At 66.0% G+C, this 16,859-nt stretch carries 15 protein-coding genes and 1 pseudogene; 8 read left to right on the top strand and 8 right to left on the bottom strand.

All coding sequences use genetic code 11. From position 1 onward, the window contains the following. Positions 1-138 precede the first annotated feature (138 nt). Entirely contained in the window at positions 139-1,551 is a 1,413-nt protein-coding gene (gene rimO, locus C8K14_RS17515; protein ID WP_233251131.1) for a 30S ribosomal protein S12 methylthiotransferase RimO, read from the top strand. 20 nt (positions 1,552-1,571) lie between these two features. Here the strand turns inward: rimO and C8K14_RS17510 are convergent, their stop codons facing one another. The 3 genes and pseudogenes from C8K14_RS17510 to C8K14_RS17500 all read right to left on the bottom strand — a co-directional run bounded on the left by C8K14_RS17510 (position 1,572) and on the right by C8K14_RS17500 (position 5,346). After that, positions 1,572-2,492, bottom strand: a complete 921-nt coding sequence (locus tag C8K14_RS17510; protein WP_054132074.1) for a cation diffusion facilitator family transporter — start codon at positions 2,490-2,492, stop codon at positions 1,572-1,574. Positions 2,493-2,579: 87 nt separating this feature from the next. Then, positions 2,580-4,358: a methyl-accepting chemotaxis protein gene (locus C8K14_RS17505; protein WP_158271952.1), complete on the bottom strand. Its 1,779-nt coding sequence runs from the start codon at positions 4,356-4,358 to the stop codon at positions 2,580-2,582. A 152-nt stretch (positions 4,359-4,510) separates the two neighbouring features. Then, positions 4,511-5,346: pseudogene (locus tag C8K14_RS17500) on the bottom strand (magnesium and cobalt transport protein CorA). 230 nt (positions 5,347-5,576) lie between these two features. Here C8K14_RS17500 and C8K14_RS17495 point away from each other — a divergent pair. From C8K14_RS17495 to C8K14_RS17480, 4 genes are all read left to right on the top strand, one after another. Continuing rightward, the gene (locus tag C8K14_RS17495; protein WP_107718088.1) at positions 5,577-7,085 is read left to right on the top strand and encodes an NAD(P)/FAD-dependent oxidoreductase; all 1,509 of its coding nucleotides are present in this window, start codon (positions 5,577-5,579) and stop codon (positions 7,083-7,085) included. Further along, entirely contained in the window at positions 7,082-7,858 is a 777-nt protein-coding gene (locus tag C8K14_RS17490) for a molybdopterin-binding protein (RefSeq protein WP_107717977.1), read from the top strand. Before C8K14_RS17495 ends, C8K14_RS17490 begins: the two co-directional genes overlap by 4 nt. Positions 7,859-8,006: 148 nt before the next feature. Further along, positions 8,007-10,034 (top strand): DUF3857 domain-containing protein, encoded by a 2,028-nt coding sequence (locus tag C8K14_RS17485; RefSeq protein ID WP_158271951.1) that lies wholly within the window; start codon positions 8,007-8,009, stop codon positions 10,032-10,034. Then, complete coding sequence (locus C8K14_RS17480) at positions 10,019-10,600, top strand: hypothetical protein (protein WP_107717973.1); 582 nt, start codon at positions 10,019-10,021, stop codon at positions 10,598-10,600. The genes C8K14_RS17485 and C8K14_RS17480 overlap by 16 nt, the downstream gene beginning before the upstream one ends. On the opposite strand, the gene C8K14_RS17475 is transcribed toward C8K14_RS17480, so the two are convergent. The 5 genes from C8K14_RS17475 to secE form a co-directional block, all read right to left on the bottom strand. Beyond that, a complete protein-coding gene (locus tag C8K14_RS17475) occupies positions 10,573-11,697 on the bottom strand; it encodes an FUSC family protein (protein ID WP_107718086.1) in 1,125 nt (374 codons plus the stop codon). The two genes, C8K14_RS17480 and C8K14_RS17475, sit on opposite strands and share 28 nt — an antisense overlap. Before the next feature lie 218 nt (positions 11,698-11,915). Continuing rightward, positions 11,916-12,617: a 50S ribosomal protein L1 gene (gene rplA, locus C8K14_RS17470; protein ID WP_022675307.1), complete on the bottom strand. Its 702-nt coding sequence runs from the start codon at positions 12,615-12,617 to the stop codon at positions 11,916-11,918. A gap of 4 nt (positions 12,618-12,621) precedes the next feature. Beyond that, positions 12,622-13,053 (bottom strand): 50S ribosomal protein L11, encoded by a 432-nt coding sequence (gene rplK / locus C8K14_RS17465; RefSeq protein WP_022675306.1) that lies wholly within the window; start codon positions 13,051-13,053, stop codon positions 12,622-12,624. Positions 13,054-13,576: 523 nt separating this feature from the next. Next, a complete protein-coding gene (gene nusG, locus C8K14_RS17460; RefSeq protein WP_022675305.1) occupies positions 13,577-14,113 on the bottom strand; it encodes a transcription termination/antitermination protein NusG in 537 nt (178 codons plus the stop codon). A gap of 30 nt (positions 14,114-14,143) precedes the next feature. After that, entirely contained in the window at positions 14,144-14,338 is a 195-nt protein-coding gene (gene secE / locus C8K14_RS17455; protein WP_022675304.1) for a preprotein translocase subunit SecE, read from the bottom strand. A gap of 493 nt (positions 14,339-14,831) precedes the next feature. Here secE and C8K14_RS17450 point away from each other — a divergent pair, with 493 nt between their 5' ends. The 3 genes from C8K14_RS17450 to C8K14_RS17440 form a co-directional block, all read left to right on the top strand. After that, entirely contained in the window at positions 14,832-15,386 is a 555-nt protein-coding gene (locus tag C8K14_RS17450; protein ID WP_062787784.1) for a hypothetical protein, read from the top strand. A gap of 334 nt (positions 15,387-15,720) precedes the next feature. Beyond that, positions 15,721-15,903: a hypothetical protein gene (locus C8K14_RS17445; protein WP_107717972.1), complete on the top strand. Its 183-nt coding sequence runs from the start codon at positions 15,721-15,723 to the stop codon at positions 15,901-15,903. 765 nt (positions 15,904-16,668) lie between these two features. Continuing rightward, a partial coding sequence (locus C8K14_RS17440) for a hypothetical protein (RefSeq protein ID WP_133726870.1) occupies positions 16,669-16,859 on the top strand: 191 nt, incomplete at its 3' end.

Below are 16,859 nucleotides of genomic sequence, written 5' to 3'. Positions count from 1 at the left end.
AAGCGCAAACATGCGACAGGAAATCATCGTTTTCCTTCCACGATCCGTCGCAGCGATCGCCGCCCAAGCCCAGCAAGGCCGGGGAAAAGCCATGATGAGGTGACGCGCGCGCCTTTTGCGCGTATGGGCGCGCGCACAATGGCCACTCTCCCCCCCGATTCCCGCGAAAATTCCGCCACCCCCGCCCCCGAGCCCAAGCGCGTGGGCATGGTCAGCCTGGGCTGCCCCAAGGCGCTGGTCGATTCCGAACGCATCCTCACCCGCCTGCGCGCCGATGGCTATGCCATGAGCGCGGACTATGCCGGGGCCGATGTCGTGCTGGTCAATACCTGCGGGTTCCTCGATTCGGCCAAGGAGGAAAGCCTGGCCGCGATCGGCGAGGCGATTGCCGAAAACGGCCGCGTGATCGTGACCGGGTGCATGGGCAACGAGGCCGAGGTGATTCGCGCCCGGTTCCCCGATGTGCTGGCCGTGACCGGCGCGCATCAGTATGAAGCCGTGGTGGAAGCGGTACACGAAGCCGCGCCGCCGGCGATGGGCCCCTATTTCGACCTGATCCCCCAGGCGCTGGACGACATGGGCGGGGTCAAGCTCACCCCGCGCCATTACAGCTATCTCAAGATTTCAGAGGGCTGCAACCACGCCTGCTCGTTCTGCATCATTCCCGACCTGCGCGGCAAGCTCGCCAGCCGGCGGATCGATGCCGTGCTGCGCGAGGCGGAAAAGCTGGTGGCCGCCGGCACCCGCGAATTGCTGGTGATCAGCCAGGATACCTCGGCCTATGGCGTGGACGTGCGCCACGAGACACGCACCTGGAAAGGCCGCGAGGTGCGCACCCACATGACCGACCTGGCGCGCGAGTTGGGCCAGTTGCGCACGCCCGATGGCCAGGTGCCGTGGGTGCGGCTGCACTATGTCTATCCCTATCCGCATGTCGACCAGGTTATCCCGCTGATGGCGGAAGGGCTGCTCACGCCTTATCTGGATATCCCGTTCCAGCACGCCAGCCCCAAGGTGCTGCGCGCGATGAAGCGCCCGGCCAACGAAGCCAAGGTGCTCGACCGCATCAAGGCCTGGCGCGAGATCTGCCCCGATCTGGCGATCCGCTCCAGCTTCGTCGTCGGCTTCCCCGGCGAGACCGAAGAGGATTTCCAGTACCTGCTCGACTGGCTCGATGAAGCCCAGCTCGATCGCGTCGGCGCCTTCCGGTTCGAACCGGTCGAAGGCGCGGCGGCCAATGCCTTGCCCGATGCCGTGCCCGACGCGGTCAAGGAAGAGCGCTATGCCCGGATCATGGCCAAGACCGAGGCGATCAGCGCCGCGCGCCTGGCGGCCAAGGTTGGCCGCACGATCCGCGTGATCATTGATGACGTCGGCGAGCCGGACGAAGACGGCGATATCGGCGCCACTGGTCGCAGCCAGGCCGATGCCCCGGAAATCGACGGCGCGGTCTATCTGCGCAACGTGCCAGCCAGCCTCAAGGCCGGTGATTTCGTCGACGTGGTGGTGGAAGAGGCCGATGCCCACGACCTCTATGGCGTGATCGCCTGACCACCTGAGCGCCCCGCTGTTCAGCCGTCGAGGGCCTCGGTCGCGCTGTCGCGCGGGCGAACATAGACCCGCGCCACCAGGGGAAAGCGGCTCGATACATCGGTCTCGATCGCCAGCACGATGCGTTCCACGTCGCGCGCGGTGATCGTGTCGTCGAAATCGGCGCTGATGATCACGGTCACCATCGTTGGCGCACTGTGCACGGTCAGCACTTCGTGCACGCGCACCACCCCGGTGTGGGCAGCTGCGGTGGCGCGGATCGCCGCGACCAGCTGGGGATCGGCGCTTTCGCCGATCAGCAGGCCCTTGGCTTCATAGAGCAGGATCAGCGCGAGCGCGCCCAGTACCAGCCCGATCACCACCGAGGCCATCCCGTCCCACAGCGGATTGCCGGTCAGCAGGCTGAGGCCCAGGCCCAGCGCGGCGACGACCAGGCCGACCAGCGCGCCTGAATCCTCCAGCAGGATGACCAGCGTGGGCGCATCCTTGGTATCGCGGATCGCGGCCCAGACCGTGCCGCGCCGCCCGCGGTTGAAATCGCCCAGCGCCGCCAGGATCGACCAGCCTTCCAGGCCAAAGGCCACGCCCAGCACGGCAAAGGCGATCAGCGGGCTTTCCGCCGGCTCGGGATGCAGGATGTGCATCACCCCTTCGAATACCGAAACCCCCGCGCCCAGGGCAAAGACCAGGATCGCGACGATGAAGCTCCAGAAATAGAGCTCGCGGCCATAGCCGAAGGGATGCAGCGCATCGGCCGGCTTCACCGCGCGCGAGCGGCCGTGCAGCAGCAACAGCTGGTTGGTCGAATCGACCATGCTGTGCACGCCTTCGGTCAGCATCGCGGAAGAGCCGGTAAAGGCGGCAGCCACGAACTTGGCCACGGCAATCCCGAGGTTGGCCCCCAGGGCAATCAGAATGGTGCGTGTCGATCCACCGGCCATGCGCGGTCAGGTCCCCTGTTGTCGTGACGAAGCACGGGGCTAACGCGCAAGGGCGGTGAATGTCACCCGATTAGTTGCACAGCTGGCTCAGGCCGCCAGGCGGGTATGGCCGGCGGGCGCATGGCCGGTGCCCAGGTCGAACTGGCCAACCAGCTGGCCCAGGGCATTGGCTTCGTTCGACAGGCTGCGCGAGGCGGCCGTGGCTTCTTCCACCAGCGCGGCGTTGGCCTGGGTGATGCGGTCCATGTCGGATACCACGGTATCGACCTGGCCGATCGCGCCGGCCTGCTCTTCGGCCGAGCGGGCGATCGCCTCGATCATTTCCGACAGGCGCGAGGTGCGCTCCACGATCTGGCCCAGCGCGCTTTGCGTTTCGCCGATCATCTGCACGCCATTGCCCACGTCGCGATCGCTCTCGCGGATGATCGCGGTGATTTCCTTGGCCGCTTCGGACGATCGCTGCGCCAGGCTGCGCACTTCGCTGGCAACCACGGCAAAGCCCTTGCCAGCGTCCCCGGCGCGGGCCGCTTCCACCCCGGCATTGAGCGCCAGCAGGTTGGTCTGGAACGCGATGCCTTCGATCAGCGCGACGATTTCCTGCATGCGGTTGCTCGACTTGGCGATGTCTTCCATGGCCGAGACGGCCTGGGTCATCGTCTCGCCGCTGGCACGCGCCTCATGGCGGGTCTGCCGCGCGGTGTCGCTGGCGTCCTTGGCGGTCTGCGCGGTCTGCGCCACGGTGGTGCTCAGTTGGCGCACGGCAGCCGCCGATTCTTCCAGCGCGGCGGCCTGGTTTTCGGTGCGGCTCGACAGGTCGTGGCTGGCCGATGCGATCTCGCTGGCACCCACGCGCACGCCCTGCGCGGCCTGGGTCACCTGGCCAAGGGCATCGGCCAAGGTCGCCATCGACTGGTTGAAATCGACGCGCAGCTGCTCGTAATCGCCGGGGAAAGTTTCGGTGATGCGGTGCTGCAGGCGCCCTTCGCGCAGCGAGGCAAGCCCCGCGCCCAACGCGCCCACCACCTGCTGCTGCACCGCCATGCGTTCTTCCCCCGCACGCGCCGCCCGCCGCGCCACGAAATCCTTGATCCCTTCCAGCGCACGGGCAATCTCGCCCACTTCGTCGGTCAGCTCATGCCCCGGGATGCTGCGATCGATCTGCCCCGATGCCATGTCCTGCATCGCCTCGGACAGGCGCATCAGCGGGTTCGACACGCGCAACCGGAACAGCAGGGCGACGCCCAGAGCAACGATCACGGCCAGCACACCCGCCCCCACGGCCATGGACCGCAGACGGTCTGCCTGGGCCACGCCCGCTGCGGTGTCTGCCTTGGCCAGCGTGGCATTCCGCGTGGCCAGGCCAGCAATGCGCTTGCCCATGGTCAATCCCAGGGGATTCATCCGGTCGCGAAACTGGTTATAGGCTTCGTCGTTGCGGTTTTGCAGCGAATAGTCGCGCACCGGGCGGGCTTCCTTGACCCAGGTGTGGAAGATCTGCTGCAGTTCACCCACGGCGTTCAGTTCGTCCTGATCGCCGGTCGGCTCCTGCAAGGCGCGATAGTCGTTCAGGGCCTTGTCGAAATCCGCCACGCGCTGGTCGAACTCGGCATCGAGGCGGCGGGTTTCGGTCAGTTCGTTCGACAGGATGTGCTTGGCGATGGTCAGCCGTAGATCGCCCAGCATGCCACGCAACTGCGTCAGCGCGGTGAGCGTGGGAACCGTGTCGGTTGACATTCCGGTCAACCGACTGCCCAGGCTGCTCGTGGCCGAAATGGCCATGGCCGCGCTGCCTACGGCTGCCAGGGCCAGCAGCAGCGTGCCCAGCAGGGAAATGGTGCGAATTCGCAAAGACCCGAAAACAGACATGTGAGAGCCACCCTTGCCTTGCATCATCCCGCGCGACAGATGGCGCGGCCTTTCGCAGTGCATGGACCATGGCGCGTTAAGCCTGCGCCGATGCCGGCATAGGGGATTATGCGAGAGGGGGGCGATGCGCGATGCGGGCCGGAATCAGCCGGTCACAGCCAGCCGATCCGGCGAAAACGCCAATAGAGCCCGCCGCATATCGTCAGGATCACGCCCCAGACGAAGAAATAGCCATAGTGCCATTTGAGTTCAGGAATGTACTCGAAGTTCATCCCATAGATGCCGGCAACGGCAGTGGGCACGGCGAGCAGGCCCGCCCAGGCCGCCAGTTGACGCGTCATTTCCCCCTGGCGATGCTGTTCGAGCAGGCTGGCGGTTTCGACGATCGCGGCCAGCGTTTCTTCAACCCGCGCAGGCGCGCCATGGCGCGGCGCACATGGTCGAGCACATCGCGAAACCAGATGCGCGCGGTGGGATCGATCAGCGCCACGTGGGATTCGGCCAGGCGCTGGCACACTTCCTCCATCGGGCCGATGATCCGCTCGAACCGGCGCAATTGCCGGCGCAGGCGGAAGATGCGGCGGATCGTCTGCTGTTCGGGAAAGACGTCGATCGCCGATTCTTCCATGGCGTGGGCCACGGCTTCCAGGCGCTCCATGATCGGCAGATAGCCATCGACGATGAAATCGAGCACGGCATGCAGCACATAGTCGGCGCCTTCGGCCAGGCGCTCGGGATCAGCCTCGAGCTTGTCCCGCAGGCCCAGATGCGCCCGGCTGGAGCCGAACCGGACCGAGATGATGAAATCGGCGCCCAGGAAAAACGCCGTCTGGCCATAAGCCAGCGTCTCACCCGGCTCCAGCGTGGCGGTGCGCGCCACCACGAACAGGTGCTTCTGGTACTGGTCCAGCTTGGGCATCTGCTGGGGGTTGAGGGCGTCTTCCACCGCCAGGGGATGCAGGCCATAGTGACTGGCCACCTGCGCCATCTCCTCGTGCGACGGCTCGCACAGGCCAATCCAGTCGAATGCCCCGTCGGGCACGGCGGAGAACCTGTCGCCCAGGGCAAGCGGGCCAGGTATGCGGACGGCCGAGCGGCCAGTGGGATCGGGCACATAGCGGCGCGCGGCAATGATCGTCATGGCGGCCTATGTGGCAATGGCACGGGAAAAGCGCAATCGTGCTGGCAAAAGCCGGGCAAAGCCTTACGTCCATGGCCATGACGATACACGCGCCCGATCTGGATGTGGCGATCATCGGCGCGGGCATCAGCGGCATCAGCATGGCCGCCCACATCGCCCGCGATTGCCCCGGCCACCGCTTTGCCCTGCTGGAGCGGCGCGCCAGCCTGGGCGGCACCTGGGATCTGTTTCGCTATCCCGGCGTGCGATCGGATAGCGACATGCACACGCTGGGCTTCGGCTTTGCCCCGTGGCGCGGCGCCGATGCCATTGCCGATGGCGCGGCGATCCGCGATTATCTGAACGAAACCGTTTCATTGTTCGATCTGGACCGGCACATCCGCCGCAACACCCGCGTGACGGCGGCGGATTGGGACAGTGCCGCCGCCTGCTGGCGCTTGGTACTGATCGACGCAGCGGGGGCGGAGCAGCGCCTGACGGCGCGGTTCCTGGTGCTGGCCTCGGGCTATTACGATCACGATGCCGCGCACGATCCGCCGCTCGCTGGCGAGCAGGACTTTGCCGGGCCGATCGTGCTGCCGCAGTTCTGGCCGCAAGATCTGGACGTGGCGGGCAGGCAGGTGGTGGTGATCGGATCGGGCGCCACGGCGGCCACGCTGGTGCCGGCACTGGCGCAGCGCGGGGCGCAGGTCACCATGCTGCAACGCACGCCCACCTGGTTCATTGCCAGCCCACGGCAAGACCGGCTCGCGCAGCTTCTGCACCGCGTGCTCCCGGCCCGCCTCGCCGCGCGGCTGGTGCGGGCGCGCAACATCCGCCTGGGTGCCTGGTTCTACAACCGCGCCCGCCGCGCGCCCGACAAGGTGGGCGCCTGGCTCAAGCGGCGGGCAGCCCGCGCGCTCGGCCCGGCCTGGAACGAAGCGGCGTTCACCCCGCCCTATGGCCCGTGGCAGCAGCGGCTGTGCCTGGTGCCCGATGGCGATCTGTTTGCCGCGATCCGCGCCGGACAAGCCAGAGTGGTCACTGGCCACATCGCCCGGATCGAGGCCGGCGGCGTGGTGCTGGCCGATGGGCAGCGCCTGCCGGCCGACGTGATAGTCAAGGCCACCGGCCTGAAACTGGCCGTGGCCGGCAAGATCGCGCTCAGCCGCGATGGCGTGGCGGTGAACCTGGCCGATCACGTCAACTACAAGGATTGCATGCTGTCGAACCTGCCCAACCTGGTGCAGGTGTTCGGCTATCTCAACGCCTCGTGGACGCTGCGCGCCGATCTGGTGGCCACGTTCACCACGCGGGTGCTCGCCCACATGGCGCGCACCGGGACGCACGTGGCCACCCCTGTGCTGGGGGCAGACCATGGCCTGGAAATGGACGATACGCCCGCGTTTTCCTCGGGCTATCTGCTGCGTGGGCAAGCCATGCTGCCGCGCAGCAGCACCGACCGGCGCTGGCGGCTCAATCACGATTACCTCGCCGATCGCGCGTTTCTGGCCAAAGACCCCCTGGAGGATGGCGTACTACGCTTTGACCGTGCGCCCCAGCCGCTTGCGCCCGCGCCCGATTGCGTTATCGATACGCCCCGATGAGCGACGCATCCCGCATAGACCCCGCCCGCATCTGGACCGCAGCCCTGCTGGTGATCGGCGATGAAATTCTCTCTGGCCGGACCCACGACAAGAACATCGCCCAGGTTGCCACCTGGCTCAACGTCCAGGGCATCCGCCTCAAGGAAGTGCGCGTGGTGGCCGATGACATGGCCGCGATCGTCGAGGCGGTGAACGCGCTGCGCGCGCGCAACGACTACCTGTTCACCACCGGCGGCATCGGCCCCACCCATGATGACATCACCGTGGACGCGGTGGCCGCCGCGTTGGGGGTGGAGGTGGTGATCCACCCGGCCGCCCGCGCGATGCTGGAAGACTATTACGGCCCGCGCGGCGGCGTGAACGAAGCGCGGCTGCGCATGGCGCGGGTGCCAGCGGGCGCCACGCTGATCGAAAACGCGCTGTCGGGCGCGCCGGGCATTGCCGTGGCCAATATCCACCTGCTGGCTGGCGTGCCGCACATTGCGGCAGAGATGCTGGCGGCACTGACCGGAACGCTGCAAGGCGGGCTGCCGGTGCTGTCTGGCACGATCGGCTGCTGGGTGACCGAAAGCGAAGTGGCCGATCTGCTGCGCGAAACCGAGCAGGCCCACCAAGGCTGCCAGATCGGCTCCTACCCGTTTTTCCGCGAAGGCAAGGTGGGCGCCAATTTCGTCATCCGCGCCACCGACCAGGGCATTATCGATGCCTGCATGGCCGATCTCATGGCCGGCCTTGCCGCGCTGGGCCGGCAGGGCGTGACCGGCGGGATCTAACCGCAAGCGACGGAAATCTCTCTAGACTTGGCTGGCGCTTGGGGCATTATTCCCGCCGATGGGCGGCGCATGGCGCGCCGCATGGGGGAACGGCGTGAACATATCCAGGGGCTTGGTCATTGCGGCCGGGCTGTCAACGGCGTCTGCCATGGTCCTGGCAGCAAGCCCCGCCTGCGCAGCCGCGCGCAGCACCACGCGCGAGGTGATCGTGGCCGATCCGGCGCCCTGGGTCTTGCCCCCGCCACAGCCGGCCACCGCCACGCCGCCTGCCACCGATGCCGCGCTCGCCGCGATCTATAGCGACACGCAATACATGGCCGGCCCCGATGGCCTGCAGGTCTACAACGCGATGCGCTATCGCATCGTGAAGCCGCAAGGGCTGGCCGCCGGCAACCTTACCCTGACCTGGTCACCCGATGCCGGGCGCATGGTGCTGCACCGCCTCCGCGTGTTCCACGCCGGGGCGATGCGCGATCTGACGCATACCGCCACCTTTTCGGTGATGCAGCGCGAGCAGAACCTGGAACTGGCCACGCTGGATGGCCGGCTGACCGCCGCCTATCAGATCCCCGGACTGGAAGTGGGGGACGAAGTGGAACTGGCCACCACGCTGACCGCGCGCGACCCGACGCTGAGCGATGCGCGCGGCGATCTCTATATCATGCCGCAGGCCAGTGCCACGGGCACGTTCCGCCTGCGCGTGTCGTGGCCGCAGGGCCAGGCGATGCGCTGGCAGACAACGCCCGATCTTGCCCCCACCCCGCTGCCCGGCGGCGGCAAGCTGGACGGCATCGCGCTGGAACTGCACGACCCTGATCCGCCGGCCGACGTGCCGCAGGGCGCGCCGGCGCGCTATGGCTTGCGCCGCCTGGTGGAATTCACCAACTATGCCAGCTGGCCCGATTTTTCACGCCGGTTGTTCCCTCTCTATGACAAGGCCGCGCGGCTGGCCGCCAATAGCCCGCTCAAGGCCGAAGTAGCGCGGATCGCGGCCGCATCGCCCGATCCCGCCCGCCGCGCCGAAGCCGCGCTGCGCCTGGTGGAAGAACAGGTGCGCTATGTCTATGTCGGCATGGATGGCGCCAACCTGACCCCGGCCGATGCCGATACCACGTGGCAGCGCCGCTATGGCGATTGCAAGGGCAAGACCGCCCTGCTGCTGGCGCTGCTGCGCGAACTGGATATCGAGGCGCAGCCGCTGCTGATCCAGACCAAGGGGGGCGATGGCCTGGCCGATCGCCTGCCCAATGCCGCGCTGTTCGACCATGTCGTGGTGCGCGCGACCATCGCCGGCAAGCCCATGCTGCTCGACGGCACGCGGCTGGGCGATCGCTCGCTGGCGATGATCCTGCCGCCGCCGTGGCGCCAGGGCTTGCCGATCACGGCCGAAGGCGCGCCGATCCTGTCGCTGCCCACGCCGCCACCGGTGCTGCCGCGCATGGTGGCGGTGCTCGATATCGATGCCAGCGCGGGGCTGTCTGCCCGTGCCAAAGTGCGCGCGCGCCATATCCTGCGCGGTGACGAAGCGCTGGTGATCCGCAGCTATCTGAGCAGCCTGCCCGCCGTCGACGCCGAACGGGCGCTGCGCAAGTATTGGGAAGCGCAGGAAAACTGGCTGGTTGCCGACAAGGTTTCGTGGGAAGCAGACGAAGCGCATGGCGCCGTGGTGCTCAGCGCGCAAGGCCTGGGCGACATGGATTGGGAAGACATGGGCGATGGCGCGCATCGCTATTACCTGCCGGGCGCCGGCTTCAGTCCGCCCGATCGCCTGCGCCGCCGCGCCGACCAGGACCAGACGCTGCCCTATGCCACCGATTACCCGGCGTTTCGCTGCTGGGCCACGACGGTGCGCCTGCCCGCACCAGCTACCGCGCACGACTGGACCTATTACGCCAAGCCGGTGGACCGTTCGCTGGGCGGTGTCGCCTATTGGCGCAAGGCCGGGCTCACCGGCACGGTGATGCGCACGGTGATGAGCCGGCGCGTGCTGCTGCCGGAAATCAGCGCGGCCCAGGCGGCCGAACTCAACCGCCAGATTCCCAAGTTCGACAACGACATGTCATCAGTGTTCGAACAGACTGCGGTGAAAGGCGTGGCCCCGGCCAACCACGATGCCGCGCCGTTTGCCGACGATACCGACTGGCTGGCCGCCAAGACGCCATGCACCGCGCCATGATCGTCGGTCGCACCCTGGCGGTAGCCGCTCTACTGGGCACCACGCTGGCGGGCTGCGTGCCAGCGCGCCTGCCGGCGCTGGAAGCGACGCTCGCCGCCCAGCCCAGCGCCACGGCGGCCCTGGCGCAATGGTGCGCGGTGCAGCACCTGGCTGATCCGGCCACGATCCATGCCGCGGCCGATCGCACGCCGCGCGCGGCGCCTGCGGCCGTGCGCGCTGCGCTGGGTGTGAGGGCGGATGCGCCGCTGGGCTATCGCCATGTGCGCCTGTCGTGCGGCAATGTCGTGCTGTCCGACGCGCAGAACTGGTTCGTGCCAGCGCGGCTAACCCCGGCGATGAACCAGACCCTGGCCAGCACCGACACGCCGTTCGGCACCGTGGTGGCGCCGCTGCATTTCACGCGCCAGCGCCTGGCCGCGCAGCGCGGCCGCATGGCCGAATGCCCGGCCGGCACCGTGCTGTCACACCGCGCCGTGCTGCGCCGCCCCGATGGCGCAGCGATCAGCCTGGTGGTGGAATGCTATACCCGCGCCAGCGTTCAGACCCCGCCTGCCTCGCTGCGCTGATTGGCCGGAACGACCGCCGTGCGCACCCGCGAAAGCGCTGCGCCCAGCAGCAGCACCGGTTCGAGCACGGCCATACCCACCAGGATGCCGACCAGGCGATCAAAGCCGGGGGCGATATGCGCCGCTTCCCAGCTATCGGGCACCAGCACGACCAGCACCGCCAGGGTGAACTGCGTGCCGACATAGCCGCGCCCGTGGTTGCCGTTTTCCAGATGGCGGCCCAGCGCCACGCCCATCGCGGTGCCTGCCAGCATCAGCGCGGCCCGCGCCGGGCCATGCAGCAGCGCGGCCAGCCCCAGCACCAGCGCCGCCAGGGCGCCACCCGCCAGGCAGCCGAGCAGGCGATACCACAGCCGCCGGCTGACTTGGCGCAGGCCATTGGGGCCGTCCACCGCCGTCACAGGAATCAGCATCACCGCCATGATCGTGATCGCGCCCGATACCAGCGAGGGCAGATCCCACAGCGTGGCCAGGCCGAGCAGCAGGGCCAGGGCCAGGCCGCCCCGCGCGCCGTGGAGCAGCGCATCGGGACGCCAGCCCACGCCCTGCGGCTTGGGTGCGCGAATCGCCGGCCAGCGGCGGCGCAGCGTCCATGCCGACGCCAGGCTCACGGCCATGCAGGCGGCCGTGCCGGCCAGGGTTTCGATCATGCGCATCACCGCAAAGGCCCGCGGATCGGCCAGCGGCATGGCCACGCGATCGTAGAGCATCATCGCGAAGGTCAGCCCCAGGAACAGCCAGGCATAGGCATGGCGCCCGGTGATCGCGCCATAGAGGCTGACCGTGCCGGCCAGCGCCATCGCCATGGCCAGCACCACCATGTTGCCGCCAAGCGGGCTTTCCAGCACGGCAAGGCACGCCAGCGCGCCCAGCGCCGTACCGATGATGCGCAGCAGCGCACGGCGCAGCGTTTCCAGCGGATAGCCGCGCATGACCATGTAGCCGGTGAATGCCGCCCACGAGACATGGGTGGCACCGATATGGTGCGCCACCAGGATCGCCAGCAAGACCGAGGCGACGCATTCGGCCTCGTCCACCAGGCGCGGGGCCAAAGGATCGGCATCGGGATCTGGCGCTGCGAGAGAGGCAGAAGACACGGTCACAGCCCTGTGATTAGGCGAGCCAGGCACGCGCGCCTAGAGCGTTTTCAAGGCAGGTGGAATCACCTGCCGACTCGGAAAATGCGGAAAATCAAAAGGCTAGAGCGCCGGCTTTGACGCAGTCAAAGTCGATCGCGCTCTAGCCCCAACGGAAAGGGGCCGGGAAGGCAAACCCTCCCGGCCCCGAAATCCTGTTTGCCTTGACGGCGTGCGGCTTAGCTGCCGTGCACCTGGGCAACGTCGATCTTCAGGCCGGGGCCCATCGACGAGGACAGGCCGACCTTGCGGACATACTTGCCCTTGGCGCCCGACGGCTTGGCCTTGACGATCGCATCGACGAAAGCGTCGAAGTTGGCGCGCAGCGCTTCGTTCGAGAACGAGAGCTTGCCGATGCCGCCATGGATGATCCCGGCCTTTTCGACGCGGAATTCGATCTGGCCGCTCTTGGCCGACTTCACGGCGTCAGCGACGTTCGGCGTCACGGTGCCCAGCTTCGGGTTCGGCATCAGGCCCTTGGGGCCCAGCACCTTGCCGAGGCGGCCAACCAGGCCCATCATGTCGGGCGTGGCGATCACGCGACCGTAGTCGAGGTTGCCGGCCTGCATGTCTTCCAGCAGGTCTTCGGCGCCCACGCGGTCAGCGCCGGCGGCCAGAGCCGCTTCGGCCTTGTCGCCACGGGCGAACACGGCAACCTTGACGTCCTTGCCGGTGCCCGAGGGCAGGCTGACCATGCCACGGACCATCTGGTCGGCGTGGCGCGGATCGACGCCGAGGTTCAGCGACACTTCGAGCGATTCGTCGAACTTGGCGCTCTTCAGATCCTTGAGCAGCTGGATGGCTTCATCCACGCCGTAGATCTTCTGGTTGTCGCCGAGCTTTTCGACGAGGGCCTTCTGCTTCTTGGTCTGCTTTGCCATGGTATCAGCCCTCCACAACCTGCAGGCCCATCGAACGGGCCGAGCCCTCGATGATCTTGGCGGCCTGTTCGATGCTGTTCGCGTTCAGGTCCTTCATCTTGGCCTGGGCGATTTCTTCGAGCTGCGAGCGCTTGATGGTACCGGCCGAAGCCTTGCCCGGGGTCTTCGAACCCGACTTGATACCCACGGCCTGCTTGATGAAGAAGGTGGCGGGCGGAGTCTTGGTCACGAAGGTGAACGAGCGGTCCGCATAGACCGTGATCACGGTCGGCAGCGGCGTGCCCTTTTCCACTTCCTGGGTGGCGGCGTTGAATTCCTTACAGAAACCCATGATGTTGACGCCGCGCTGACCCAGCGCGGGCCCGATCGGCGGCGAAGGCTTTGCTTCGCCGGCCTTGATCTGCAGCTTGATATAGCCTTCGATCTTCTTGGCCATGATGGCCTCCTTTCATCCTGTTGGGGCATGTGCCCCGCAGAGTAAGCGGTGATAACGAGCGGCCGAAACTGCTCTACCGCGCGGAATCGGGCGGGCACGAAACCCGCCGCGAAGTGGGCGCCCTTAGCAGGCGTTGCCGGAAACGCAAGGTATAACGCCATCCAACGTAACAGCAGATGTTAGGACAGCCTCTTCGGCTTCCATCGCCACGAGGAATAGAGGTGCTCACCCTTCCCCTCCCGGTATTTTAACTTCACGTCCATCGCAAAGCGCGTGCCGACTGGATTATCGTCCGCTAATTCTGCGGCACACTCTACATCTAACGACTGAGGGAATGGTTGCCCTGGCGCCGGGCGAATATGCCGACGCCCATGTTTTCCACTGACCGCTCCCGAGTCGTAAACTTCGACGACGATATTTGTATATCCTGATCGCGACATGTTCGCCCCCGCCCAGACTTGCTGGGGCAAACATATCACGGCAGGGTGGAGCGTAAAACTTCAGGCCGGTGATGATCGCGCAATCACTTGACCAGTTCGACTTCGTCGAAGCCAAGTTCCACCGGGGTGGCACGGCCGAAGATCGACACCGAGACCTTGACGCGGTGCTTGTCGAAATCGAGCTCTTCCACCACGCCGTTGAACGTGGCGAAGGGACCGGCGTTGACCTTGACCGAATCGCCGATTTCGTAATCGACGGCAACCTGGCGGGCCGGCTGGGCAGCGGCCTGTTCGCGCGCGCCGAAATAGCGTGCGGCTTCCTTTTCGGAAATCGGCTGCGGCTTGCCATTGTGGCCGAGGAAGCCGGTCACCTTGGGCGTGTTCTTGACCAGGTGATAGATATCGTCGTTCATCGCCAGCTTGGCGAGAACGTAACCGGGCATGAACTTGCGCTCGACCGAGATCTTCTTGCCGCGCTTCACTTCGGTCACGGTTTCGGTGGGCACTTCCACCGCTTCGACCAGCTGCGACAGGCCGATGCGCTCGGCTTCGGAGATGATCGATTCGCGGACCTTGCTTTCAAAGCCGGAATAGGCGTGAATGATGTACCAGCGGGCCATAAGTGGGTCTCTTGTACGAAGGTTTGTGGATCAGGCCAGCTTGAGCAGCCACTGCACGATCATGCCGAACACGCTGTCGATGCCCAGGAAGAACACCGCCAGGATCAGCATCATGATGCCCACGAAAATCGCGGTGGTGGTGGTTTCCTGGCGCGTGGGCCACACCACCTTGCGCGCCTCTGCCTTCACCTGATTGAAGAATTCGCCGGGGCTGGTCTTGGCCATAGCCGTGCTGCCTTCGCTGCCTGAATGAATCTCGTCCCTTCCGCCTAGGGGCCATCGCCACCCCGGACAGGTCCGGGAGGGGCAGGTCAGGGCTCCGATGTCGGAAAGTTTGCCGTATCTAGGACCAAGCGCGCCGCTTGGCAAGGGTGCAGGCTGGCTAGGCGGCGTGGACCAATTCCACAACGCCACGGTTGCCCTATAAAAGGCCCTGGCGAGGCGTGAGGACGAAGCAAGAGTGGGCCTCTTGCAAGGCCGAGCAACGCTGCCAGGGCCTTTTATAGGGCAACCCCTTTGGGGCTGGACCAAAAACCGCCATTCCCGCGTCGGCTCGTCGCGCAATATTCCCGATATTCCGCCTCCTCGCCTCCTTGAACTGGCGGTTTTTGCCTCCAGCCGTGGCGCTGTGGAATTGGTCCACGCCGCCTAGCACCCAAGGCGCCTGCTGCGCGCCAGCGTAAAAGACTCGGATACGAGCGGGCATTGATCCGTTAAGGTGAGCAAACGCATCCTCAAGGAGTGCCCGACCATGCGCGCCATTGCCGCAACCGCTGCCCTGATCCTGGGCACCGCCATCAGCCTGCCAGCCATGGGCCAGCAGGCCACCACCGACACCACTTCGCGCACGCCGCTGCCGGGCACCCCGCCGGGGGTCAGCAGCCGGGCGACGATCGGCGCCGGCATCGGCCCGATGACCGGGGTGAGCCCCGCCATCGGCCCGGTGCGCTCTCCCGGCGGCGACGGTACGGGCCGCCCCCAGCCGGGCACGCCTGCCGATCCGGCAGCCACCAGCCTCAACAGCACTGGCATGGCCGGCGGCTTTGGCACCAGCCGCCGCACCACGATCGGCCAGGGCGGCGCAACCGGCACAGCGCAAAGCGCGCTGGGCAGCACGCTGCGCAGCCCGGTCGATCCGATGGGCCGGGCGATGACCGGCGCCACCGGGGGATCGACCCTGGGCGGCGGCGCGGCGGGTAGCACGGGAAGCCGGGCCGGCCACGCGGGCACCACCACGGGTGGCGCTGCCAGCGGAACCACGGGCGGGTTGTGAAACGGCGGTGAACCAATGAAAAAGGCCGCATCCCAAACGGGTTGCGGCCTCTTTTCAACACATGGCCATCACGCGGTGGTGATGGCAGGAGCGGGGGGAGTGCATCAAGTCAATTAAATTAATGGCTTGATATGGCTAACTCGCCGTTCGCGTCCCACGCAAACCTGGCGCTTCCCATGCCATCTGTCTAACCGATCCGAAGCTGCTTCCTCGTGCTATCACGCGGTCCAGATATATTATGGATATCCAAAATAGTCCTTGCTGGATTCGTGAATTTTGGATATCCATAATGCATCGAGACGGCGGAGGGCTGGATCGGAGCGGAGCGATAGACATGACCAAGACTTTTACGATCACCGCCGGCGCCATCGAAGTTAGCTACGACGCCGCTGATGAAGCTAGCGCGATTAACGCCTATGTTCAGGACGCCGGCTATGCGTCGGTCCAAGCTGCCGCTGACGCCTGCAACCAGACCGTCGAAAATTTCCTGGCCGACATCACCGTGACGGAGGTCTGAAATGCCTCCTCGCAAAGGACGCCCACCACGTGGAGATGGGCAGCGCAAAGTGCTCATTACGCTGAGCGCGCCAGCCTTGGCCTTGATCGACGCGCAGCCAGGCCAACGATCCGCAGCGATCGAGGCGCTCATTCTCAAAGCATATCAATCGGGGGCTTAGGCTCCCGATTTTTGTTTCTGCCCACACGCAAAGAAACGCAAAGCCAAGCGCGGGCATCAGCGCATCTCCGCGATCGTGGGATTTGCGCGGCAGCCTAGGCATATAAGCGCGATTTCCAGCTTTTACGGGTAGGGTCCGCAAGTCGGTTATCTCGGTTACATTGGCGGAAATCAGCCATTTTCTCGGCAACACAGAGGGCAACACGGCGGTTATCTGGTAACCTCTATATAAAGGAATATTCCATGTAATTTATATACAATAACTTCAATGACATAACCGTTTTGACCGACAGATATTGCCCATGGGTAACCACTGTTGGGTTACCTAGAAAACCGCAGATTTCCGCCATTTTTTCGGCCATCGCACTGCCATGTAACCGAGATAACCGACTTGCGACGATGGGGGGTGATCCCCAGCCACTGTGAGCGGCGCGGAGCTGGCCCCAAAAATGCAAAATTCGAGACGAAGAAGAGGCAAGCGAGGCGTGGGGGCGAGCGCGGCGCGCGAGGTGACGGGGCGGTGGCCGCCCTCGGTCCGCCTCACGGCCGTTGACTACAATGTTCCACTTATGTTCTCACGCAGGGATGCGAATCGCACCTGCCCAGATGGAACGCGTCACGAAGCTCGCGCTGCGCGTGCTGGAGGAGGCGCTCGCCCAGGCCGAGGCGGAAATAGTCGAGCCGCATGTGTCGCATCGCCTGGCCCTGCAATGGCTGGTTGCTGTCGGCGCGCTGGAGAACTGGCAGGCCCAAGGGTTCATTGAGGCGATGGGCGCTCCCATCCTCACGCCGCATCT

Source organism: Novosphingobium sp. GV079, assembly GCF_003058045.1.
Classification (GTDB): Bacteria; Pseudomonadota; Alphaproteobacteria; order Sphingomonadales; family Sphingomonadaceae; genus Novosphingobium; species Novosphingobium capsulatum.
This window is presented reverse-complemented; position numbering and strand designations above follow the sequence as displayed.